This window comes from Pseudomonas sp. RIT-562, assembly GCF_026241895.1.
GTDB classification, from domain to species: domain Bacteria; phylum Pseudomonadota; class Gammaproteobacteria; order Pseudomonadales; family Pseudomonadaceae; genus Aquipseudomonas; species Aquipseudomonas mandelii_F.
On sequence record NZ_JAPJIV010000006.1, the window covers coordinates 61,504 to 84,472 of the forward strand.

A 22,969-nucleotide genomic window follows, 5' to 3' on the forward strand; every position below is an offset into this window, starting at 1 on the left:
AGTGTGTGAGAAAGGCGCGGGGAGCGCCTTGCCTGAGGAGAGGGAGTTCTGCGCTGGGGTCTGAAAATTTGCCTTAGCGTCTGATTTTCAGGTCTGGATCCAGACAGAATTGGCGGTCAGGGATGTGAGGCGGGATGGCTCAGGAAAGCTTCGATTTCTGCGCAGGGCATCGGTTTGGCAAAGTAATACCCCTGAAAAACATCGCAGCGACAGCCCTTCAGGAAATTCACTTGGGAAGCCGTTTCCACGCCTTCGGCGACCACCGTCAGGCTGAGGTGATGGGCCATGGAAATAATGCCTTGGGTGATCGCTGCATCGTGATGGTCGGTGGCGATATCCTGGATGAACGAGCGGTCAATCTTGATCTTGTCGATGGGCAAGCGCTTGAGGTAACTGAGGCTGGAAAAACCAGTGCCGAAATCATCGAGCGCAATGCGCACCCCCAATGCCTTGAGCCGGTGCAACGTGTCGATCGCCTGTTCAGCGTTATGCAACAGAAGTGACTCGGTGATCTCCAGCTCCAACTGCTCACCACACAGACCATGTTTCTCCAGGGTGGCCTGGACACACTGGACGAACTGGCCACGCTGAAAATGCATCGGTGAAATATTCACCGCCATTGAGATGCCGGTGATGCCCTGCTCGCCTAGCTCGCGCAGCTGCGCGCAGGCCGTATCGAGGACCCAAAGGCTTAGCGGGATGATCTGACCACTGTCCTCTGCCACCGGCACAAACACCGCGGGTGAGATAAATCCTTTTTCCGGATGCTCCCAGCGCAGCAACGCTTCGATCCCGACCACCCGCCCCGTGCGCGCGTCTAGCTGCGGTTGGTAATGCAGCTGCAACGACTGAGTTTCGATTGCCTTTTGCAGGTCATTGCGCAGGCCCGCATGCTCGCAAACGCGCTGATTGAGATCGCTGGTGTACCACTGAAAGTTGTTGCGCCCGTGCTGCTTGGCTTTGTACATGGCCATGTCAGCCTGCTGGATCAGTTGCATCGGCTGCTCGATGTGCCCATCGCTCAGGGTGATGCCGACACTTGCACTCACGTGCAGGTCAATGCCCTGGATGCAGTAGGGTCTGGAAATGCTGGCCATCAATCGCTCGGCTACTGGAACAACGTCCTCATCATGAAGCAGGTCTGGTAGCAGAACGATAAATTCATCACCACCCATGCGCACGATGGTATCCCCCGGACGAACCTGCTGGGTCATACGCTGCGCCACCTCGATCAGCACCTGATCACCGAAGTAGTGCCCGATCGAATCGTTGATGGACTTAAATCCATCCAGATCAATGCACATCACCGCCAGACGACGCTTACGCCGACGACTGATGTGACAATCCAGAACAAGCCGGTCTTCAAGCGAAACACGGTTAAGCAAACCGGTCAGCCGATCATGGCTGGCATTGAAGCTCAATTGGCGCTCGAAATGCTTCTGCTCGCTGATGTCCCGGGCAATGCCAAATACCCCGACGATTTCTCCGTTGACCATGATCGGCAGGTTAGAGATGTCCATGGTCAACAGTTTTTCACTCTCGTCGCGAACCCGCGCCTCGAAGCGCTGAGGCACTCCGGCGCGGGCTGCGGAAAAATGCTGACTGACCCGTTGCAGGTCTTCTTCGAGCACCAGATGGGAAAAGTGATGACCAATGAAATTGGTTGCAGTGTGCGGTTTCAGCTTCAGGCCTGCTGGATTCACACTCTGGATGTTGCCGGCCAGATCGAGGGCGAACACCGGATTGGGGTTGTAGGTGAACAATGACCGAAAACGTTGTTCGCTTGCCTCCAGTCGTTGGCCGTCACGCTCATGGCGGATCGCAATGACGGCCAGTTGGGCGGCAAAGGCCAGTCGTTGAATCTGCGCCTCGTCCGGCGCGTGGGCCCGGTTCTGGTACAGGGCAAATGTACCCAACACGCTTCCTTGATGGGAGAGCAAAGGCACCGACCAGCAGGAACGCAGGTTATGCCCCAGCGCCAGGCCGCGAAAACGCTCCCAGTTTGGATCTCGGGCGATGTCTTCGGTGACCACAAGCTCGCGCCGGAACGCTGCGGTGCCGCAGGTTCCTTCGTGTGGACCAATGGCCATTCCATGAATCGCGTCACTGTATTCGACCGGCAGGCTAGGCGCCGCGCCGCTCAGCAAGTGCTTGCCCTCGGCATCAGTGAGCAGGATAGAGCAGAAGGTTTCGGGGGCCTGATCGTCAAGCATCTGGCAGATGGCGCAGAGTATGTCGCCCAGGTGATGATCGGTCGCGATCATGCCGAGAATGTCACGTTGCGACTCGGGGAAGGTCTTGCTGTGAAAGCTTGGACGAGTATTCATGGTGGTTCCTGAAGACTCTCGAGGTCGTCCGGTCTTCAGAGAGCCTGAATAGTAAGCGGCCGATCACTGTCCACTAGTGCGTCGGACGCGCACTCTATAGAGCGCCAGCTAACTAATAAAAGGCTCAGATCCAACATAAAAAACAGTATCAGATTGCCGCCGCTTGGCTGGAATGGTCGGGGTGCTTGGCCGTTTTGATGTTCTGCTGGCCGGACAGTCCTGAAGCTGCAGCCCGGTTTCCATGAACATGGCCCGATGAACATTTCCACGCCAATAGCCTTCGGACCTGCCGCAAAACATAGTAACGGCCTGCCTATGAACATATGACATGGCCCATAAGTTAAATAGGATAATACGAATGGTGGCGAATACAGTCACCTGTACTGAATCACTGCCAATGCGCACACAGCTTGACCAGCTCATCGACCACATACCTGACCTTCGGCCGCAGGTGCGACACCTTTGGCCACACGGCATGCACATCGACTGCGTCGGGTTCATACCCCTGCAAAACCTCCACCAGCCTGCCGGCCTGGATATCCTCCTGGAACAGGCTGCGTGGCATCTGGCACAGGCCTGTGCCGGCGACGGCCGCGAGAATCATAACTTCCCCGTCGCCGATCTGATGGGTCGTGGAACGTCAGGTTCAGTTGCGTTGCGCAGCCCTGCGGTTCGTCGGTTCAAATCATTACGCGAGTGCGCGCCAACCCAACTGAGCACGAGCCTCTTGAAGGTCGGACTGCATGTCGTGATTCCACAGCCAGTCGAACCGCTCGGCGAGGGTCTTGCCCAGCAGTTGTTCATCATCGGCTACAGCGGGGTCACGCATTTCATACAGCTCCCCGGCTTCCCAGGAGGTGCGCTGAACACGGCAGGCACGCGGACGACGGATGGCGTCGTAAGCTGCGAGCACCGCTTGTGCCTGGCTGTCCAGGACCTGCGGATCGGCCAGCAAGCGGGCCAGAAGCCAGGCGTCCTCCAACCCCTGCCCCGCGCCAGCACCCTGGTGCGGCAACATGGCGTGTGCAGCGTCGCCGATCAGCCCCACGCGACCGTGCACGTAGCCTGGCAACTCATCGAGTTCATGCAGCGCCCAAAGGGTAGGTGCAGGAATGCATTCGAGTAGCACGCGTGCGGCGTCGCCCCAACGGTTGAAGGCAGAGAGCATTTCTTCCTGGCTGGCATTGCGCACCCACGGCGCATCGCTTGGCCAGGTTGGATCAGGACGACTGCGATCGGAAATGAAGGCCACGACGTTGATAAGTCGGCCTTGTTTGACCGGGAACGTGAGGATATGGGCATCAAGCCCCAGGTACATCTGTGGGACATCGATCAAGTGCTCATCGACCCCCCGAGCCCGGTAGGCCGCGCGCAGCTGTTCGCTGTCGATCATCCCGCGGTAGGCGCAGGTACCGCTGAAACGCGGCGCCACCAGGGGTTGACCAAGACCGTTGAGCACATGGTCACGAATCGATGACTTGATACCGTCGGCGGCGATCAACAGGTCGCAGCGATGCTCAGTGCCATCGGTGAACACCACGCGAGCCTGTTCGGCATCCTGTTCCACGCTGACGGCACGCTTGCCGAACTGGGCGATTCCTTCGGGTAACTGGCTGGCCAAGGCGTCAAGGAAGTCGGCACGGTGTACCGATGACTGCCCTACCCCTTCGGCCAGGCTGGCGCCCAGATAACCGGCATCTTCACCACGACGCCATTCGAACCAGATGTCTTGCCAGGGGTCTTGGGTTTGGTCGGCAATCTTGCGGTAGGGTTCGGCAATACCCAGGCCCGCGATGGCACGAACGGCATTGGCGCCAAAAGAAACACCGGCGCCGACCTCGCCAAAGGCCGGCGCCGATTCGAACAACTGCACGCTAAGGTGGGAATGACGGCACAGGTCCAGGGCCAAGGCCACGCCGGCAATACCGCCGCCAACAATGCCGATTTGCAGTTTGGATTGAGAAGTAGGCATAGCAAGTTACCCATGAGGTTGATTGTTATTGGAGTAACCGAATCATCGCCATCCGAGCGCTATTGATAAATATCGCAACTCCCATACATCCCATCATGCGTGTGAATATTACTGTTGCGCTCGAGCAGCCATTCGCCAAGCGAGCTCTTCCTTGAGCTCACCTGCCAGCGTTACTGCGACACGGTTTGTCTGGATGAAGCAGCCCGCTCGCCTGAAGCGTTCTGAAGAAGAAAGACCAGAATGGCGACAGCCCCGATCAGGCCGGGTACTGCGAAGATGAGAAAGCTGGCTTGCAGCGGCAGTGATGAAGCGTGCAGTGCGCCGCCCAACAAAGGACCGATAATGGCACCGGTGCGCCCTACGCCCATCGCCCAACCAAGTCCTGTAGAGCGTATGTGCGCGGGGTAATACTGCACCGCGCAGGCATTCGCCAGGATCTGCGTGCCAATGGTGCACGCCCCTGCGATGGCGATGAGCAGATAAAGAACAGGTAAAGGCGCCTTGAGCGCCAACAGGCTCAGGGCTAACGCGCCACAACTGAAAAACGCGAACAGCACTTTCGCTATGCCAATCCGATCCCCCAACCATCCTCCGGCCACCGCGCCAACAATCGCGCCGACGTTGAGCACCAGTAGAAACGCCAGGCTGGAATTCAGTCCATAGCCGGCGGCGGTCATGAGTTTTGGCAGCCAGGAGCTCAGTGCATAAACCATCAGCAAGCAACAGAAAAACGCTAGCCACAGCATGAAGGTGTTCAGCTTGCGCCCGTCCTGGAACAACTGCGCAATCGACACTTTCGTGCCTTTGGCGACCATCTGGTTCAACTGGTCATTTGCGCTCGGTTCATAAGACGGCGCGGCTTGTGCCAACAGGTTTTGCGCTTTGACGGTCTGCCCGGTGCGCAACAGGAAGTCCATCGACTCAGGCAGTTGACGTATCAGCAATGGCAAGGCCAATAGAGGAATCAGCGCTACATAGAACACGGCTTGCCAGCCCCACTGAGGGATAAGCACCATGCCAAGGCTCGCCGATAGCATGCCCCCCAACGAGTAGCCGCTGAACATGATCGCGACCAGGGTGCTGCGAGATTTCTTTGGCGCGTACTCATTCATCAACGCCACAACGTTGGGCATCACCCCGCCGATCCCAAGACCGGCGAGGAACCGGCATAACGCAAACGCCTCGGGGCTCTGGGCCAGGCCATTGAGCGCCGTGACCCCGCTGAAGATCGCGACGCACATCATGATGGTCTTGCGTCGGCCTATACGATCCGACAATGAACCGAAGAACAACGCACCCAGCATCATGCCCACCAGCGCGCAACTGCCTAGCGCTCCAGCCTGCAACGAACTGAGCCCCCACTCGGCCATCAGTGAGGGCAACACGACCCCATAGATGACCAGATCGTAACCGTCGAAAATGATGATCAGCGCGCACCAGAGCAGCACGCGTGCATGGAAGGTATTAAAACGTGCCCCGTCAATCAGGGCTGATACATCTATCGTACGCATGGCATCGCTCTTCTTGTCATTGTTATAAGAGCCGGAGATCTGATGCCCCCGGTTATTGCGCGGTGCCCATTGGTGTTACACAGACTGTGCAGAAACGGGCATGGAGTCGATCATGGGCAAACGATCGAGCGTGATAAATGCAGCCAGATGAATAGGCATTATTTCGAGGGTGAATACAGCTCGAGAACGAGCAAGAGCCCCTTCGCGCTTGCGATGGACTCAGCGCTCTGGCGCTTGTTAGGCTTGGGACTCTTGCAGCGGGGATTGCAGAGCGGTGCAGCCCATCAACGCGCAAAGCTCTTTCGCCCTTATGAGTGCGCAATCTGCACGAGGCTTTATGGAATTACGTGAGCTTGATCTCAATCTGCTTCTGGTCTTCAACCAACTGTTGATTGATCGTCGGGTATCGACGGCGGCGGACAATCTCGATCTGACCCAGCCCGCGGTCAGCAATGCGCTGAAGCGACTGCGCGTCACGTTCAACGACGAATTGTTCGTTCGTACCTATCAAGGCATGGAGCCCACACCCTACGCTGAGCAATTGGCTGAACCCATTTCACTGGCGATTCAGACCTTGCGCGATGCCCTGAGCCGACAGGACACGTTCGACCCGCTCAACTGCAACCGTCGCTTCACAATGGCGATGACTGACATTGGCGAAATCTACTTCATGCCGCGGCTGATGGACGCCCTGGCTGAACGCGCGCCGGGGTGCTCGATCAGCACACTGCGCAATACCTCCGATACTTTGGCCGAAGGGTTGCAGAACGGTGCTATCGACCTCGCCGTTGGCTTACTGCCGCACTTGCAGGCAGGTTTTTTCCAGCAGCGCCTGTTCCACCATCGCTATGTCTGCATGTGCCGCAAAGACCACCCTGCTACCAGGGAACCGCTGACGCTTGAGCGTTTTTGCAGTTACGAGCACGTTCGTGTCGTAGCGGCGAACACCGGGCACGGCGAAGTCGATTCGTTCCTGGCGCGGGCCGGCATCGAGCGAAACATTCGCCTGGAGGTGCCCCATTTCGTCGCCGTGGGGCACATCCTTCAACGCACCAACCTGATGGCCACAGTGCCTGAACGATTCGCCAGCAGTTGCGAACAACCCTTTGGTCTCGCGGTGCTACCGACGCCAGTGGAACTGCCCAACATCGAAATAAACCTGTTCTGGCATGCACGCTATAACAAGGACCCCGCCAATCGTTGGCTTCGCCAGCTGATGTTCGAATTGTTTTCTGATTAATTCGCCTGATCGAGTAGCGCTGCGGCGTCAAAGCAGGACTCTTCAACGCCTGGGCATGAACGTTCAATAGTCGTGATGCTCGATGTCGATGACTTCAAGCGCGTCAATTATCATTCATGGTTGGATGCGATATTGAAAAATCAACGTGGAATTTTCCGTATTTGCTACCACTTCGGTCCCCTATTTTTCCCTTTCCGGCCGGAAGGTTTTCCTGACCCGGTAAAATTGCCTGCAGGACCGTGATTTTTCCAACTACCATCAGGGTTCTGACCCCATAGAGTATTATCAGGATCAATTTTAGTGCTATCTGCGGCCCCTGCACCTATACCTGCCTTAATACCTTGATGGTCGCCCGACCAATCCGTTTATCTCTCTGGCATTTGCATGAGCGCGTTGTTGGACGCGAATTGAAGTCGGTCATTCAACGACTTGGGCGTGTTGCGCGTCAAGACCTGCCAGTTGGCGGCTGTCTATCGCTCCCAGGGTTCACGAACCTACTGAAATCAGTCCTGGCCTGATCCCATCCGCCATTAGCGCAATATCCATATCCTCTTCCCGCAACTGCTCGAAAATAAACGGATTTAACATCTGCCGAGTCGCCAGGACGTTCCTGTCGACGGTGCTGATACCCGCCTCGTTGCACACAGTCGGCCAATGTTGCCGCACAGTTTCCAGCTGCGCGAGCACGATAGACCGAGCTGCACGCCGGTCGAGCAAGAACAGGTGCGCAGCATCCAGGCAGAGCGCGATCTGACTTTGATTTGCCTGTCCCATTATCAACATGCCCTGGCTTGCCACATTCCCTGTTCGCGCCTGGGGGCATATGTCATACGCAGGTGTTAGTGAATAGCTTTTGCCGTCGAAGAACGCAGCGTGATTGCGGGCGTGGTCGTCAGTGTTGCCGCAGAGGATGTTGAATACCAACCTGCCGAACAACTCTCGCAGATCTTTCTTGGGGTCGTGAAAATCGCGGCGGATGATATGACTCAAAGCTTCATAGCTGGTATAGCGAGCCATCATTTCATCCAGACCTAGGAGAGTGAGTGCTGACACCATCAGTTTTCTCGCCCATCCGCTGGTAGCGACCCTGTATCGATCAAACCGCTCGATCAACAAAACATCCTTGCCCAGCACGCTTTGTAGCTGCACTGGCGCGACGTCCAGTCCCGCTAGGCCAGCCAACCGCATCATGATGAACTCGGATTTCACTACGCTGACGGTATCGTTGGAGGCTGAGAATTTCGCGACATACTTGCGGTCGTTCGCTTGAATCAGCGCTTTTGGACGAGCCCCTCCAATCGAGGTGCCATGACGAAGCGCTTGTTCGAGTTCGGGCGTCAATGGGATTCCCTGCTCCACGAGTCGAGCCGCGTCGAGCAGCTCGGCCAATGTAGCATTGTCATTGCTCCGAGCAACGTACTCCGTCGCTGACTGCTGAAAGTCGAGGGCACCTATTCGGTCAGAGCCTGACTCGAGCATGTAGGTCTGCTCATCAAGGTCCTGGTTATACGCATCAGGTCCTGCTTTACCGAGCAGCCGGTTTATAATCACGCGACGGCCCCAGGCGTCTGGTGATGCATCGCGCAGCCCACTGGCTAGCTTCATGCCTTCTGGAGGGGCAATTACCTCGGTACCTAGGGGCAGCTCGAAAGAATTCACTGCAATAGCTTGCGTATTAGCCAGGTAGCTCTGACCGTAGATGAAGGCGAACCGGTCGTGGCGGCCCTGCCGGATCAGACGGCCGGCAACCACCGGCTCAGCACTTCCCGGAAGCCAGATCCAGACGAAGCAGTTCTTTGCAATATGCTCAGAAGTCATTGCTTACCTCTTGCTTCGGTACCACGACATGCGCTGGAAGCAGTGCCAGTTTGTCTTGCAGGCTTGCAAGCAAAGTCGAATGGCTATCAGAGGCCTGGAATAAATGAATTCCCAGGAGCTGCGCCATCTCGAATACGACTCCGATCTCGCATCGTGCGTCTGCGGATTCGACCCGCTGCACCAAGCTACGGGAAACCCCTGCTCGTTCAGCCAAAGCTTGCTGAGTCATACCCCGTTCTTTGCGCTTGACCTGAATGAGCTGGCTGAAGATTTGCAGCGCGTTCAACGTCACAGGTGAATATGTTCGGTTAGCCATGGCCCCGACCTTTCATGGTTAGCAAGAGACAATCTCAGTGTAGCGGAAACTTTGAATTTGACCTATATATGAGTCGTTTTAGCCCTAGATGCCTCGTATATGAGGCATAACCAAAAAATCAGTAGCGTCCGACGCCGTAACATTGAGCCCTCATCTACTTACTTTTCCAATCTGATTGCAGCAGTGGTACAGCTACTGCACATTTCAACCCGGTCGCGAAATCCCATGTTGCCGCAGCTTGCGATACAACGTATTCCGGCTAATCCCCAGTCGGGCGGCAACTCGCGCGATGTGCCAGTGTTCTGCCTCAATCAGCGTAAGCAGGGTTTGCCGTTCCGATTCTTCCAGTGGGTTTTCGGCCAACACGGCGGGCGCTGCCGGCAGCAACTCTGCCAAGTCTTCCAGGGTGATGCGCCCTTGCATCGACAACGCGATCAGTGTGCGCAGACACGTACGCAGCTGGCGGACATTGCCCGGCCACGGATGTGTCAGCAAGCGCTCTCTAACGCCTGCGTCCAGGCGAATCCGCGCACCTTTGGTCTCCTCGCGCAGTAGAAGGTCGAGCAAACGCCCCTTGTCTGACCGCTCGCGCAATGGCGGGAGCTGCACGCAAAATCCGGCAATTCGATAAAACAGATCTTCGCGAAAACGCCCTTGCGCCACACACGCCTGCAGGTCCTGGTGGCTGGCACTGACCAGGCGCACATCGAGCGGCCGGGGCGTTGCGCCGCCTAGGGGCACCACCTGGCGTTCCTCCAGCACACGCAGCAGGCGAGTCTGCAACGCCAGGGGCATGTCGGCGATTTCATCGAGAAACAGAATGCCGCCATGGGCCTGCTCCAGCTTGCCGATCATTCCATCCTTGCGTGCGCCGGTGAAGCTGCCGCCGCGATAACCGAACAACTCGCTCTCGATCAGCGTTTCCGGAATGGCCGCGCAGTTGATCGCCACAAACGGCTGGCTGGCCCTGGAGCTGGCGCGATGCAGCGCCGACGCGAAGGCTTCTTTGCCGGTCCCGGTTTCGCCCTGCAGGAACACCGGTACGTCATGTTCCAACACACGCAAGGCGCGAGCAATGCCGCGTTGCAGGCGCGGATCTTCCAGGCACACCTGCACGTCGTTGATTTTGGCTATTGCCGGAGTGACTGAGGGCAGCTGGCGTAAAGGCTCGCGCAGCTGTCCGTAGAGCTGGCGTCCGTCCACCAGGCGCATTGGCCAGCAGACATTTGGCTGGGCGCTGGCCTGGCTCAGCACCTGATCGAGAGGGGTTTCCAGCAGCATCGTCAGCGACTGCCCAACCACCTGCTCGCGGCTGAGGCCCAGCAGCTGCAGCGCCGCATGATTGACTGAACGGACGCAGGCGCCCTCGTCGAAACTCAGTAGCCCTTCACCCAACAGCCCGACGAAGCCTGCTTCTGGGTGAAAGCGCAGCAAATATCGCTGCGGATCATGCCCGAGAAAATAACAGTTCTCGATCAAATTGGCGGTGTGGTTGGTCAGCGCCATGGCTTTGAAGTGCTGCTGAAGACTTTGTTCCTCGCGCACAGAAGAGAGGTTGAGCACGGCGAGCAACTCACCGCTGGCATCAAATATCGGGCTGGCCGAACAGGTCAGGCCGGCGTGCTTGCCACGGAAATGTTGATCACGGCGGATGGTCACATGCTGGCGTTCCACCAGGCAGGTGCCGACTCCGTTGGTACCCTCACAGTCCTCGCTCCACACCGAGCCGAGCCACAGTCCGGAGCGCTGGAACTCGGCGCGTTCGGAGTCGTTGAACACACTGTCGATCGCCACTCCACGAGCATCGGTGAGCAGCACCACGTGGCCGTCACACCCAAGCTGCTGGTGCAAGCTGGTCATCTGCCAGTGCGCCACGCGGATGATGTGTTCCAGGGGCGCGCGGTGATCCTGCAGGCGTGGGTGCTCAACTACGTTAGGCCCGCGGCGGCTGGCGGGATCGAGCTGGTGCTGGTCCAGGCAACGGCGCCAGGACCGTGTAATCGCCAGATCTGTCGAAGGGCCGTGGCTGGCAGAAATGCCCTGTACGGCTTGCAGCACTTGTTGTGCATGGGCGTTGATAAAGGCCGGCTTCATTGTTCTTGTTCTCCGCTACGGTGAGGACACGGGGCTGTTCGAAGCTTATACGAAAAGGCTGCGCAGAGCGTTTTATGTCCCACGTGACACTCTGTCATCCGCCATTCCCGAATTCGTGACACAGATCCACGCAAAGGCTTGGGCAATACCGCGCCTGCCGCTCTGCAACGGGCCTTTCGCGGACATGGCCCGGCCCTTGCTCCAGGCCAAGTGGTTACGAAAACAACAAGAACGGGAGAAGCCCATGAACATCGCTGTCGAAACACCCCTGCAAACGCCCACTGCCCAGCTCGCGGCCTGGGTCGAGACCCTCGGCGGGCGTCTCGCCCAACACGATGTGGAGGGCGTGCTGGAACTGTTTGCCGAAGAGTGTCACTGGCGTGACCTGCTGCTTTTCAGCTGGAACCTGGTGACCCTGGAAGGCAAGCCTGCGATCCGCGCCATGCTCGAAACACGGCTCGACCAGACTCGTCCCGAGGGCTGGAAACTGGAAGGTGACGCGACGCTGAATGACGGAGTGCTCGAAGGCTGGATCAGCCTGGAAACCGATGCGGCGCGAGGCAAAGGTTATGTGCGGCTAAAGGACGGCTTGTGCTGGACATTGCTGACGACCATGCGCGAGCTCAAAGGCTTTGAAGAACCCAGCGGCCGCCGCCGTCCGATGGGCGCCAATCATGGCCACGCCCATGCCGACAAACGCAACTGGCTGGAACGCCGGCGTGACGAAGAAGCGGCGCTGGGCATCACCACGCAACCTTATTGCCTGATCGTCGGCGGCGGTCAAGGTGGGCTGGGGCTCGCTGCGCGGCTCAAGCGCATGGGCGTACCCACGTTGATCGTCGACAAAGCCGAGCGTCCGGGCGATCAATGGCGCGGGCGCTACAAGTCGCTGTGCCTGCACGACCCGGTCTGGTACGACCACATGCCTTACCTGCCCTTCCCCGATCACTGGCCGGTCTTCACCCCCAAAGACCAGATTGGTGACTGGCTGGAAATGTACAGCAAAGTCATGGAGCTCAATTATTGGCCGCGCACGGAATGCGTGAGCGCCAGCTTCGACGAGCACAGTGGCACCTGGCAGGTGGAAGTCCAGCGCGATGGCGAGCGGATGACTCTCCAGCCTGCCCAGTTGATCCTTGCCACCGGCATGTCTGGCGTACCCAATGTGCCGGTGTATCCGGGGGCTGAGGCTTTTAGGGGCCAGCAGCATCATTCCAGCCGTCATCCCGGCGGAGATGCCTGGCGCGGCAAACGCGCGGTGGTCATCGGCGCCAACAATTCGGCTCACGATATCTGCGCGGACCTGGTGGAGAACGGCGTCGAGGTGACCATGGTGCAACGCTCCAGCACCCACATCGTGCGTTCCGACAGTTTGATGGACCTGGTCTTCGGCGGGCTCTACTCGGAAGACGCCCTGGAAACAGGCTTGACCACGGACAAGGCTGACATGTTGTTCGCCTCGATCCCCTACAAGGTGATGCCGAGCTTTCACCGACCGATCTTTGACGCGATCAAGCAGCGTGACAAGGAATTCTACGAGCGCTTGACCAAGGCCGGCTTCATGCTCGATTTCGGTGACGACGAGTCTGGCCTGTTCATGAAGTACGTGCGCCGCGGTTCGGGTTATTACATCGACGTCGGCGCCTGCGAACTGATCGCCAATGGCACGATCAAGCTCAAAAGCGCGCCCGGCTTGGGCGTCGAACGCATCGAAGCCGATGCCGTAGTACTCAACGATGGCAGCCGGCTGCCCGCCGACCTGATCGTCTACGCTACCGGCTATGGCTCAATGAACGGTTGGGCCGCGAAGCTGATCTCCCAGGAAGTCGCTGACAAAGTGGGCCGCTGCTGGGGCCTCGGTTCCGGAACCACCAATGATCCTGGCCCTTACGAGGGCGAACTGCGCAACATGTGGAAGCCCACACAGCAGCAGAACCTCTGGTTCCACGGAGGCAACCTGCATCAGTCACGGCATTATTCGCTGTACCTGGCGCTGCAGTTGAAAGCCCGCTTCGAAGGTCTCGACACCTCTGTCTACGGCCTTGCCGAAAGCCATCACGCTGGTTGAATACCAGGCGCCCAGCCGAGGTTGGGCGCCCCTCCCCTGTTTGTTGCTCGATCAACGTTTCTACACAAAAAGTTTGCCGACTGATTGTCAGGTGGATTTTTTCCGCCTATCTTGAATAATTCCTGTACATCTAAATCATATCTGTATAACTATTTGACAGCCGATCGACGCCTATCACTCGGCTCCGCGCATTCTTCTGCTGCTTGAGATGGCTGACTCATAGGTCTCGCTTGGCCGCGTAATCCTGTACAAACAAAAATTACTGTACAGGTGCTGTTTCAGCATTTCATCCTCATCACCTGCGCTCTCAGGAGAAAGGCAATGACCCGAATTCTAGTGATACTGGCTCTGGCGCTCAGCATTGCGGGCTGCGGCAGCGTGGATGTCACCCGCTATGCCGATCAGCAACCGACATTGAACCTGGAGCGCTTTTTCAGCAAACCGGTGAAAGCCTGGGGGATGGTGCAGAAGCGCTCAGGGGAAGTCACCAAGCGCTTCGAGGTCAATATCGTCAGCCGTCGTGAGGGCAACAACCTGATTCTCGATGAGCGCTTCCTTTACAGCGACGGCACCCGCCAAGGCCGGATCTGGACGCTTACGCCCGAGGGCCAGGGGCGCTGGAGTGGTCGCGCGCATGATGTCGTGGGTGTCGCCCAGGGCGAAGTCGCCGGCAATGCGCTGCACTGGCGATATCGCCTGAACGTGCCGGTGGACGGCACAACGTATGAAATGAGCATGGACGACTGGATGTATCTGATGGACGAGGACACGTTGATCAACCGCACCAGCATGTCCAAGCTCGGCGTAGAGGTCGGCCAGGTGACCTTGTTCTTCCGCCGCCAGGGCTCGGGAGAAGGCCAATGAACAGCGCAGTGAACTGAATGAACAAGCGCCGTCGGTTGTGCCTGGTACTGGGCGACCAACTGTCTTTCGACCTGGCGTCATTACGCGAACTGGATGCCAGGTGCGATACGGTGCTGCTGGTCGAGGTCATGGAAGAAGCCAGCCATGTGCCTCACCATCCGCAGAAGATCGCCCTGATCTTCAGTGCCATGCGTCATTTCGCCGGGGCGCTGCGAGAGCGGGGAATACCGGTCGAGTACGTCACCCTGGATGATCCGCACAACAGCGGTTCGGTTGCCAGTGAATTGCGCCGCTGGCAAACGCTGCTGCAGGCAGACGAAGTGCACGTCACCGAGTGTGGGGACTGGCGGCTGGAACAGGCGCTAAAGGAATGTGGCTTGCCGATTCATTGGCACCTCGACACGCGCTTTCTGTGCAGTCGCGCAGAATTTGGCGCCTGGGCGGAAGGTAAAAAGCAGTTGCGCATGGAGTTCTTCTACCGCGAGATGCGCCGCAAGAGCGGGCTGCTGCTCAATGGCGACGGCTCTCCGGTGGGCGGTGCGTGGAACTTCGATGCCGACAACCGCAAGGCGCTGCCAAAAGGGGTGAAAGCCCCCTACCCGGCTCGCTTCAGCGCAGACGCCATCACCCGCGACGTGCTTGCGCTGGTCAGGGCGCGTTTCAGTCATCACTACGGCACCCTCGACGACTTCAACTATCCGGTCACCCATGCCGAGGCGCAGGCGCTGTGGGAGTATTTTGTGGATTATGGACTGGCAGGATTCGGCGATTATCAGGACGCCATGGCCAGTGATGAGCCGTTCCTGTTTCACGCTCGTATCAGTGCGGCGCTCAACATTGGCCTGCTGGATCTGCGCCAGTTGTGCAGCGACGTCGAGGCTGCGTATTGGGCACACCAGATCCCGCTGAATGCCGCCGAAGGCTTTATCCGCCAACTCATCGGCTGGCGTGAATACGTACGGGGCGTCTACTGGCTGAAAATGCCCGACTACGCGGGCGGTAATCTGTTCGGCAACAGCCGGCCCCTTCCGGAGTTTTACTGGACCGGCGACACCAGAATGAACTGCATGGGCCAAGCCATCGGCCAAACGTTGAAACACGCCTATGCCCACCATATCCAGCGGCTGATGATCACCGGCAACTTTGCGCTGCTGGCCGGCATCGTGCCGACCCAAATTTGCGACTGGTACCTGGCAATCTACATGGACGCCTTCGATTGGGTCGAACTGCCCAACACGCTGGGGATGGTGATGCATGCCGACGGCGGTTACCTGGGCTCCAAGCCGTACTGTGCCAGCGGCCAATATATAAAGCGCATGTCCGACTACTGCCGCAACTGCGCCTACAAAGTCAGCGAAAGCACGACCGACGACGCCTGCCCGTTCAACTCACTTTACTGGCATTTTGTGATGCGTCACGGCGACCTGCTGCGCAGCAACCAGCGTATGGGCATGGTCTACAAAAACCTCGACCGCATGTCTGAGTCCAAGCAGCAGGCGCTGTGGGAGCGGGGCCAGAGGCTGCTCGGCAAGCTGGATGCCGGGGAGTCGATGTGAACTCAGCGCCCAGCATTTCTTGCAGCAAGCCTCTCTACTTACACTCCGACAGCCGGACGTTCAGTGGAGCAGCTGACCAGGACCACACCCTGTAGAAGTACAAAAATCTTGTAGTACAGTACAATGATATTGTACCGAGCAAGAGGCATTCCAAATGACCAAACCTGCCACCCAAAGCGTCGCCAGTGAAGTCCGCAAATTGGCCAGGGCTCACAAGGTCACTGCCGAGCGAGATAGCGTCAGCCGCATGGCCCAGTGCATCACTTCATTGTCCGGTGACACGATCATTCTGGACACGGTCGAGCAGCTGCTCGTCAATTTGAAACGTAAAGGCGTCATGACCACCTCCGATCTCCTGTAGATGCAGGTCCGTTACCTCAAAGAAAAAAATGCTGACCAATCTAAATCGAAAAAGAACCTTCAGGCGTGAGTTTCGATCCATTCGGCGATTGTGACTGAAAGACTGACGCCATCCCCACCCATACTCTTCTTGAGTTCCGCAATGCCCATCCTTGCGACTTCGAAGCCGTTTCTTGGTGCTTGCGCCACCCTCCCCCCACTAGCCTTGCTTCACGGCCGCCGGCATCGCAACGCGAGTGCAGGCGAACAGCAGCATTCCAATCACGATCAAGACGCCCCCGCGCAGCCAGGTTTCCAGGCTTTGCTGGCTGAGCAATACCAGGCACGAGACGATAGCGAGTATGGGCACCCAGGTCGGAACCCGGAAGTGATCTTGTGCAACTTCGTCACGGCGCAGGATCAGTACCGCCAGGTTAGTGCTGAGGAAAACGAAAAGTAAAAGAAGCACCACGGTTTGTGCCAATGTGGCGAGCGTGCCTGTCAGTGTCAGTCCAATGGCTATCAGCGTGGTCGCGATAATGGCCACCCACGGAGTGCGCCGCTTGGGCAGTACTTTGCCCAGTACGTCGGGCAAGAGTCCGAGGCGGGCCATGCCGTAGGTGAGACGGCTGGCCATGATCATGGTCAACAGCGCGCCGTTGGCTACTGCTACCAGTGCGATGAACGCAAACACCCGAGGCGGAATATTCAGGCCTGACGCTCGAACCACTTCAAGCAGAGGTGCCGAGGTCGCAATCAACTTGTCCATGGGTAACACAGAAGATGCAGCCACTCCGACAGCCATGTAAATGACTCCGGCGGTTAATAACGCGGCAAACAACGCACGAGGGTAAACCTTGCGCACATCTCGAATTTCTTCGGCGAGATTGGCGGACGTTTCGAATCCTACGAAAGAGTAAAACGCGAGCAATGCGGCGCCCAGTACGGCCAGCGTCGGGCTGATTCCAGGCTTGAATTCCAGGGCGCGCCCAACGTCCGCTTCGCCGGTTCGGAAAAACCAGGCAGCGGCGACAACCACTAAAATCAGCCCCGACAGTTCAATGACTGTCATCACCAGATTGGCTCCCAAGGACTCCTTGATTCCCCTTGCATTGAGGAGCGCGATGACCAACAGGAACAGCAACGCAGCAATGTGAGGTGATACGCGGATGAACGTTGCCAGGTAGTCACCTGCGAATGCCAGCGACAAGCCTGCCGCGCTTGTCACAGCAGCAGACAGCATGCAAAAACCCACCAGAAAAGAAATGAGCGGTGACCTGAAGGCTTTTTCAGCGAAGACCGAAGCCGCGCCTGCGTGAGGATATTTGGTGACCAGCTCCGCGTAGGAGCCGGCAGTCAACATCGCGAAAAACAGGGCAACCAGCAACGGCACCCAGATCGCTCCGCCCACCTCTCCCGCAATCGTCCCGGCGAGGGCATACACTCCGGCGCCGAGAACATCGCCGAGGATGAAAAGAAAAAGCATCGGGCCGGTGACGGCTCGGCGCAGGGATGTCTTGGGTGTTGGGCTGGTCACATTCAATTTCCTGGCTGGAGGCTGCGAAATGCATCGACCGGGCTGGGCGCCAGGTGGGCATTCTCAAGCAATGGAAATTCTCGACTGAGCAAAGTTCATATATCTTGCTGGTGAGTCAGGCCAAATAAAAATAAAGCGAAGAGGCAACGTCTATGAGCACAACGCTGCGCCGTGTCGAGGTCGATTGCATTGCGGAGATCGTCTGGCAGCTGTGTGAATATCGCGGCAAACCAGAGGCCAGAGCTGCGGTCTTGCCGCTGGTCTCGCAGTTGGTTGGCGCAGAGTACGCGGCGTCGTTCATTTGGGATGAGCGGGCAAATCGTTCAACACGCCGTTGTTCGGTCAACATCGATGATCGGTGGCTTGATGCCTACGACAGCTACTTCCATGAGATCGACTTGGTTACGCCGGTATTGCGCTCCGTAGCACTAGCCACCCGCGTGGATCGAGTCATCCAGCGCAGCCATCTAGTGCACAGCGAATTTTATCGCGACTTTCTGCAGCCTGCGGGCATGCACCACGGGATCAACGTCTATTTCACTGATCAGGGGCGCGACCTCGGCGATTTCCGCCTGTGGCGCAGCCCCAACGATCGCCCTTTCGCCGAGCGTGAAGAGTGCATTCTCAATGAGTTGACCCCCTACTTTGTGAAGTCACTCGCGATGGGCTCCGCCTGCCAGGCAAAACTCTCCAAACGTGAGTCTGACGTGGCGAGGCTGGTCGCCAGCGGTGCGAGCGACAAGGAGGTTGCCCGTCAACTGGGTATTGCCTTCACGACTGTACGTACCCACCTGAACAGTGCAATGGACAAACTTGACTGCGCTAACCGTACGCAACTGTCCCGCTATTTTTGACATAACCGCACGGCCTCCTCAATTTTGAGGAGAGGCACCGAGCGCCAAGCTCGTTAAGTTAATTCGCACGGCACCTTCGCCGATGAATTCATGAGACGGGCCATGCAAGACTCTAAATCGATTAAAGGTGCCTTGGCGTCGGCAGAGGCCAGCACAATTTCGTTTGCGCCAGCAGACGATGCGCTGCACGAACTGACGGTTATCGATGCTGCCGCACGGGTAAGCTGTGGAACTGTCACCAGTCGCCAACTGGTCGAGACCTGTCTGCGGCGAATCAGCACCCACTCGCACCTCAACGCATTTATTTCTGTCGACGCCCAGAGCGCGCTCGCCAAAGCAGATGCTTACGACCAACGAATCGCCGCAGGTGAAGCCTGCCTGCCGTTAGGTGGCGTACCTCTTGCGATCAAGGACAATATTGCGGTCAAGGGCTTCAATACCACCGCCGGAACGCCCGCACTCAAGCATCACTACGCGGCCCGTAATGCCGCAATAATCGATCGACTGGAGGCGGCAGGCGCGATCGTCATTGGCAAGGCAAACATGCATGAGCTGGCGTACGGAACGTCGGGCTACAACACGGCCTACCATGTGCCCGGCATCGTGGGCGTGCGCAATGCCTATCATCCCGATTACATAGCGGGTGGTTCATCCTCCGGAAGTGCCAGCGCAGTGGGAGCCCGGCTAGTGCCGGCAGCACTGGGGACGGACACGGGCGGGTCGATGCGCCTGCCCTGCGCGCTTAACGGCTGCGTAGGCTTTCGCCCCAGCATGGGCCGTTACAGCACAGACGGTGTAGTCCCGGTATCGCCGACACGCGACACCCCAGGGCCGATGGCGCGCTGCGTGGAGGACGTGATTGTGCTCGATCAGATAATCACCGGCCTGCCACCGGCCCCCGTCCCCGCGCTTCAGGACATTCGATTGGGCAGGGTCGAGGAGTTTTGGACGGAGCTTTCGCCGGATGTAGCGTTCCGGGCCACAGAGGCTCTGACTCAACTGAAGCGAGCCGGCGTAACAATCGTTACGGTGTCCCTTCCGGAGATACTGGCGCTTAACGCAAAAGTCAGCATGCCGGTTGTGCTCTATGAGACATTCGATGCGCTGCAAGACTATCTGCAGCGCAGTGGCGCCGGCGTAACGCTTTCTAACCTGGTTGCAGAAATTTCCAGCACAGACGTCAAAGCGATTTTCGAACAGTTCATCTTGCCGAGGAAAGCGCCGGGCGGGAACGGGGACCTGGAAGACCTGGCTCCGGCCTATCGCTGGGCCATCGAGACTGGGCGTGCGCAGATGATTGCCGACTACCAGGCATTGATGAAGACACACCACTTGGACGCACTGGTATTTCCGACCACTCCAGATCTCGCCCTACCCAGCTCATTGGAAGCGACCAGCTTTGCTGCGTTCGCCCGCATGATCCGCAATACCGACCCTGGTGCAAACGCCGGGCTCCCCGGGATCAGCCTGCCCATCGGGCTCGCCGGCACGCCGTCCCTGCCCGTCGGCCTGGAAATCGACGGACTGCCCAACAGTGACGATCAGCTACTGGCTATCGCGCAGGCGCTGCAAAACGTTTTCGGTCGGGAAACGGCGCCAGCTGATTAATTCGAGACGACCATCTCAAGCGCATCAAGGCGAGCGAGCACTTTATGGATCTCGCCAACCACCTGCATCGTAGCGTCTTCGATCGATCCTTCATTACGGCATAGAACCCAGCCTTGATCGGTAACCGCTCGTTCGAACGCTTTGGTGCAGGCGACATGCTCTTCGAGCTTGTGAATCACGGTACTACCCAGCCCGCGCTGTCGGGCTGCGGCCCTCGCCCATGAAACCTCAGGTGCAGTAACCACCCCGACGTGCAGGTCGGGAACTCGCACGTTTCGCTCAAGGTTCAGCTGCAAAATCTCGGCAAATGGGACCATCCGGCGAAATGCCGCATCAGAGGGGTACCAGCGATCGATCAGGATGATGCTGTCTTGTGGCTGCTTGGCCAGCACATGCCGGGAGATCCAGGCACGGCTATCCGCCAGGCGCTCACACACCTGTAGCTCCAGGTCGCGGTCGGGATGTCTGACGAGCTTGTTCACCAGGGCCATGGTTTCGCCCCTGAACGGATCGCTTTTTTTCTCGCAAATCCGGATAACTTTTTTGTTGTCTGCCCTCAGTGCTTTTGTGACGGCCTCTAAAAGAGTGGTTTTGCCAGCGCCCTTGGGGCCATCCAGAGAAACAAACAGATGAACCCTATCGAAGATGGACATTAATCGCCGCCCTCAATGGGTTGTTTTTCCAACTCTCTCTGCCTGATGAGAGCTTGTGTGACCTGCTCAATGTAATCCAGTACCTCAGTCTGCACCGAATACTGGTACTGCTTGCGGCGGTTCTTGGAAATTATCCCATTGTTGCTCAAGCACATCATCACAAGGGTGGCCAAGTCGCTCCCGCGCACGTCGTAGGCGTCATTGACCGCACTCACTACCTTGTCGTAATTTTCAAGGAATATCGTTTCCTCACGAAGCTCAACTTCGAGTGCCCGCTGCGCCATTTCCAGAGTGAACCGAACCCCGGGAGTGGCATCCCAGTAGCGATAGATTGCGCAATCACCGGTAAAGGTAAACGAGTACTGACCCTGATCGATCCACCGCACATCCCAAAACTCTCGCGCCGGGCGGGAGAACTGCTGCAGCGTTTCCAGGTACTGGCGTTCCTCGCGTTTCATGGCGACAGAGACGGGAAGCAACAAGCCATTATCCAGTGCACCGGCGCGGCATAGTGTCTGGTGGATCAGAAAACGCGATAGGCGGCCGTTCCCATCCATGAATGGATGAAGGAAAACGAAGCCGAACGAGATGATTCCTGCAGCGATCAAAGGATCGATGCGCGCTGGTGCGTCATTCCCCAGAGCCATGAGTTGTTCCATCAGCTCACGGCACAGATCTGGTCCGGGGGGGACATAAGTGACGCCCGCAGCGCCTTGCAAGCCACTGGCTAAATGATTCTGCTCATGACGAAACCCCGCGGCCATGTCAAAGGGATTCGAAATAGTCGCATTCTGCAGGTGGACTAGGTAGTCCTCACTCAGTGGAATACCCTCGTGGGCCTGGCGAAGCAATTTGATGAATTTGCGCGCTTTGTCTTCACTAGGTGACTCCTTCTCTATCGCAAACGAATCCTGGGTTTCATGCAAGTACGCCCATTGGATAGCGCGATCCATCATCCCCGACGGCAGTCTTTGTATGAAGTCCTGTGCGCGGCCAAGAATATCGTGTTCGATGAGTGCGACAATCTCGGGAGTGCGCTCAACAGTGGCGCAATACGCGATCGTCCCGATGCCGTTGAATTCCACCCGCCAGCGAGAATTTCGCTCTCCCGCCATGGTCACGTACAGTTTTGGATCGAACAAAGGGACGAACGCGCCTCGCACGGGCGAATGCTGGCGCAGTTCTTCACCGGTAAAGGCTTCGCGTAAATAGCAGGCTTTGCGGATGTAGATACCGTTGGGGGCTCGTTCCAGTTCTGCTTCCAGAGTCGCGGCAGGGATTCGCGGCAGCGCCTGGGCGAGAATGGCAAGGTTGATACCTTCATGCTTGAGCGCGAATAATAGATGACCAAGCAGATCATCCGGGGCAGGTACTATATTTGAGGGTACGGCCAAGGTTTCCCCGATTCGCTGGATCCGGGTTACCGGCTGAACCTTTGCCGAGCGGGCCAAGGGGAAAGCGCAGAGCCGCAGAGAGTCCTGGAGCCAGGCATAACCAGCAGAGATCATGGGTAAATCCTTCATTTTTTGGTTTTGGCGCGCAATTTTCTTCACCGCACCAAGAAAATCTTAACTTTAGGCGATTATCCTGATTTTTTCTTAACTGACCAGCAAGAATGGCTGAATCAGGCTCTCACTACGATTGAGCTCGTTTCGACTACAATTTTTTGCCTGCAGGGTCGTTCAACAAAGATCCGCCCATTTTTCCATCGGAGCATCAACCATGGCTGATTCCGAAACCCGTCCCCCGCTCCCTCCGTTCACCCGAGAGACAGCGCTGCTGAAGGTTCGCCTGGCCGAGGATGGCTGGAACAGCCGCGATGCGCAGAAAGTTTCCCTGGCCTATACCCCGGATACTCAATGGCGCAATCGAGTCGACTTCGCCAGCAACCGGGATGAAGCCGCGGCTTTCCTTACGCGTAAATGGAACAAGGAGCTGGAATATCGCCTGATCAAGGAGCTATGGGCGTTCACCGATAATCGAATTGCCGTGCGCTACGCCTACGAGTGGCACGACGATTCGGGGAACTGGTTCCGCTCCTACGGCAACGAGAACTGGGAATTCGCCGACAACGGCTTGATGGCGCATAGATTTGCCTGCATCAACGACATGCCGATCAAGGAATCGGAGCGCAAATTCCGTTGGCCGCTGGGGCGCCGGCCTGATGATCATCCTGGGCTGTCGGACCTGGGACTGTAGCGGCGCCACCCTC

The 22,969-nt window shown here is 57.7% G+C and carries 16 protein-coding genes and 2 pseudogenes; 8 read left to right on the forward strand and 10 right to left on the reverse strand.

Translation table 11 applies throughout. The annotated features are described in order from the left end of the window. Positions 1-116 precede the first annotated feature (116 nt). The 4 genes and pseudogenes from ORL50_RS10040 to ORL50_RS10055 form a co-directional block, all read right to left on the reverse strand. A complete protein-coding gene (locus ORL50_RS10040) occupies positions 117-2,327 on the reverse strand; it encodes a putative bifunctional diguanylate cyclase/phosphodiesterase (RefSeq protein WP_266013450.1) in 2,211 nt (736 codons plus the stop codon). 388 nt (positions 2,328-2,715) lie between these two features. Then, positions 2,716-2,961: pseudogene (locus ORL50_RS10045) on the reverse strand (LysR substrate-binding domain-containing protein); the annotation flags it as partial. A 54-nt stretch (positions 2,962-3,015) separates the two neighbouring features. Next, positions 3,016-4,299, reverse strand: coding sequence for a salicylate 1-monooxygenase (salA, locus tag ORL50_RS10050; RefSeq protein ID WP_266013453.1), 1,284 nt, complete (start codon positions 4,297-4,299; stop codon positions 3,016-3,018). Between the two features lie 170 nt (positions 4,300-4,469). Next, positions 4,470-5,810: an MFS transporter gene (locus ORL50_RS10055; RefSeq protein ID WP_266013456.1), complete on the reverse strand. Its 1,341-nt coding sequence runs from the start codon at positions 5,808-5,810 to the stop codon at positions 4,470-4,472. 337 nt (positions 5,811-6,147) lie between these two features. Here ORL50_RS10055 and ORL50_RS10060 point away from each other — a divergent pair, with 337 nt between their 5' ends. Continuing rightward, positions 6,148-7,050, forward strand: a complete 903-nt coding sequence (locus ORL50_RS10060) for a LysR family transcriptional regulator (RefSeq protein WP_266013459.1) — start codon at positions 6,148-6,150, stop codon at positions 7,048-7,050. A gap of 486 nt (positions 7,051-7,536) precedes the next feature. Here the strand turns inward: ORL50_RS10060 and ORL50_RS10065 are convergent, their stop codons facing one another. The 3 genes from ORL50_RS10065 to ORL50_RS10075 form a co-directional block, all read right to left on the reverse strand. Further along, positions 7,537-8,868 carry a type II toxin-antitoxin system HipA family toxin gene (locus ORL50_RS10065; RefSeq protein ID WP_266013461.1) on the reverse strand — a complete coding sequence of 444 codons (1,332 nt, stop codon included), beginning with the start codon at positions 8,866-8,868 and terminating at the stop codon, positions 7,537-7,539. After that, positions 8,858-9,184, reverse strand: a complete 327-nt coding sequence (locus tag ORL50_RS10070) for a helix-turn-helix transcriptional regulator (protein WP_266013463.1) — start codon at positions 9,182-9,184, stop codon at positions 8,858-8,860. The genes ORL50_RS10065 and ORL50_RS10070 overlap by 11 nt, the downstream gene beginning before the upstream one ends. Before the next feature lie 204 nt (positions 9,185-9,388). Next, a complete protein-coding gene (locus ORL50_RS10075; protein ID WP_266013465.1) occupies positions 9,389-11,278 on the reverse strand; it encodes a sigma-54-dependent Fis family transcriptional regulator in 1,890 nt (629 codons plus the stop codon). Positions 11,279-11,522: 244 nt separating this feature from the next. Here ORL50_RS10075 and ORL50_RS10080 point away from each other — a divergent pair, with 244 nt between their 5' ends. From ORL50_RS10080 to ORL50_RS10095, 4 genes and pseudogenes are all read left to right on the forward strand, one after another. Further along, a complete protein-coding gene (locus ORL50_RS10080; protein ID WP_266013467.1) occupies positions 11,523-13,346 on the forward strand; it encodes an NAD(P)/FAD-dependent oxidoreductase in 1,824 nt (607 codons plus the stop codon). A 321-nt stretch (positions 13,347-13,667) separates the two neighbouring features. Then, positions 13,668-14,210: a DUF3833 domain-containing protein gene (locus tag ORL50_RS10085; RefSeq protein WP_266013492.1), complete on the forward strand. Its 543-nt coding sequence runs from the start codon at positions 13,668-13,670 to the stop codon at positions 14,208-14,210. A gap of 17 nt (positions 14,211-14,227) precedes the next feature. Continuing rightward, positions 14,228-15,766, forward strand: coding sequence for a cryptochrome/photolyase family protein (locus ORL50_RS10090; RefSeq protein WP_266013495.1), 1,539 nt, complete (start codon positions 14,228-14,230; stop codon positions 15,764-15,766). A 154-nt stretch (positions 15,767-15,920) separates the two neighbouring features. Beyond that, positions 15,921-16,196, forward strand: a pseudogene (locus ORL50_RS10095) (hypothetical protein). Positions 16,197-16,325: 129 nt separating this feature from the next. Here the strand turns inward: ORL50_RS10095 and ORL50_RS10100 are convergent. Next, the gene (locus ORL50_RS10100) at positions 16,326-17,591 is read right to left on the reverse strand and encodes an APC family permease (protein ID WP_266013968.1); all 1,266 of its coding nucleotides are present in this window, start codon (positions 17,589-17,591) and stop codon (positions 16,326-16,328) included. A gap of 203 nt (positions 17,592-17,794) precedes the next feature. Here ORL50_RS10100 and ORL50_RS10105 point away from each other — a divergent pair, with 203 nt between their 5' ends. Beyond that, positions 17,795-18,496 (forward strand): helix-turn-helix transcriptional regulator, encoded by a 702-nt coding sequence (locus tag ORL50_RS10105; protein WP_266013501.1) that lies wholly within the window; start codon positions 17,795-17,797, stop codon positions 18,494-18,496. A 102-nt stretch (positions 18,497-18,598) separates the two neighbouring features. Beyond that, entirely contained in the window at positions 18,599-20,104 is a 1,506-nt protein-coding gene (iaaH, locus tag ORL50_RS10110) for an indoleacetamide hydrolase (RefSeq protein ID WP_266013504.1), read from the forward strand. Here the strand turns inward: iaaH and ORL50_RS10115 are convergent. Continuing rightward, the gene (locus ORL50_RS10115) at positions 20,101-20,757 is read right to left on the reverse strand and encodes a dTMP kinase (protein WP_266013506.1); all 657 of its coding nucleotides are present in this window, start codon (positions 20,755-20,757) and stop codon (positions 20,101-20,103) included. The two genes, iaaH and ORL50_RS10115, sit on opposite strands and share 4 nt — an antisense overlap. Continuing rightward, on the reverse strand, positions 20,757-22,265 hold the full coding sequence (locus tag ORL50_RS10120) for a Fic family protein (protein ID WP_266013509.1): 1,509 nt from the start codon (positions 22,263-22,265) through the stop codon (positions 20,757-20,759). The genes ORL50_RS10115 and ORL50_RS10120 overlap by 1 nt, the downstream gene beginning before the upstream one ends. A gap of 214 nt (positions 22,266-22,479) precedes the next feature. On the opposite strand from ORL50_RS10120, the gene ORL50_RS10125 reads away from it, so the two are divergent. Further along, entirely contained in the window at positions 22,480-22,956 is a 477-nt protein-coding gene (locus tag ORL50_RS10125) for a nuclear transport factor 2 family protein (RefSeq protein WP_266013512.1), read from the forward strand. The last annotated feature ends 13 nt before the right edge of the window (positions 22,957-22,969 follow it).

Excerpts from the sequence above, each read along its gene's own strand:
- ORL50_RS10120 (WP_266013509.1), bottom strand. The coding sequence starts at position 22,265 with ATGATCTCTGCTGGTTATGCCTGGCTCCAGGACTCTCTGCGGCTCTGC.
- ORL50_RS10040 (WP_266013450.1), bottom strand. The coding sequence starts at position 2,327 with ATGAATACTCGTCCAAGCTTTCACAGCAAGACCTTCCCCGAGTCGCAA.
- ORL50_RS10075 (WP_266013465.1), bottom strand. The coding sequence starts at position 11,278 with ATGAAGCCGGCCTTTATCAACGCCCATGCACAACAAGTGCTGCAAGCC.
- ORL50_RS10055 (WP_266013456.1), bottom strand. The coding sequence starts at position 5,810 with ATGCGTACGATAGATGTATCAGCCCTGATTGACGGGGCACGTTTTAAT.
- ORL50_RS10080 (WP_266013467.1), top strand. The coding sequence starts at position 11,523 with ATGAACATCGCTGTCGAAACACCCCTGCAAACGCCCACTGCCCAGCTC.
- ORL50_RS10070 (WP_266013463.1), bottom strand. The coding sequence starts at position 9,184 with ATGGCTAACCGAACATATTCACCTGTGACGTTGAACGCGCTGCAAATC.
- ORL50_RS10085 (WP_266013492.1), top strand. The coding sequence starts at position 13,668 with ATGACCCGAATTCTAGTGATACTGGCTCTGGCGCTCAGCATTGCGGGC.
- ORL50_RS10115 (WP_266013506.1), bottom strand. The coding sequence starts at position 20,757 with ATGTCCATCTTCGATAGGGTTCATCTGTTTGTTTCTCTGGATGGCCCC.
- iaaH (WP_266013504.1), top strand. The coding sequence starts at position 18,599 with ATGCAAGACTCTAAATCGATTAAAGGTGCCTTGGCGTCGGCAGAGGCC.
- salA (WP_266013453.1), bottom strand. The coding sequence starts at position 4,299 with ATGCCTACTTCTCAATCCAAACTGCAAATCGGCATTGTTGGCGGCGGT.
- ORL50_RS10090 (WP_266013495.1), top strand. The coding sequence starts at position 14,228 with ATGAACAAGCGCCGTCGGTTGTGCCTGGTACTGGGCGACCAACTGTCT.
- ORL50_RS10125 (WP_266013512.1), top strand. The coding sequence starts at position 22,480 with ATGGCTGATTCCGAAACCCGTCCCCCGCTCCCTCCGTTCACCCGAGAG.
- ORL50_RS10065 (WP_266013461.1), bottom strand. The coding sequence starts at position 8,868 with ATGACTTCTGAGCATATTGCAAAGAACTGCTTCGTCTGGATCTGGCTT.
- ORL50_RS10100 (WP_266013968.1), bottom strand. The coding sequence starts at position 17,591 with ATGCTTTTTCTTTTCATCCTCGGCGATGTTCTCGGCGCCGGAGTGTAT.
- ORL50_RS10060 (WP_266013459.1), top strand. The coding sequence starts at position 6,148 with ATGGAATTACGTGAGCTTGATCTCAATCTGCTTCTGGTCTTCAACCAA.
- ORL50_RS10105 (WP_266013501.1), top strand. The coding sequence starts at position 17,795 with ATGAGCACAACGCTGCGCCGTGTCGAGGTCGATTGCATTGCGGAGATC.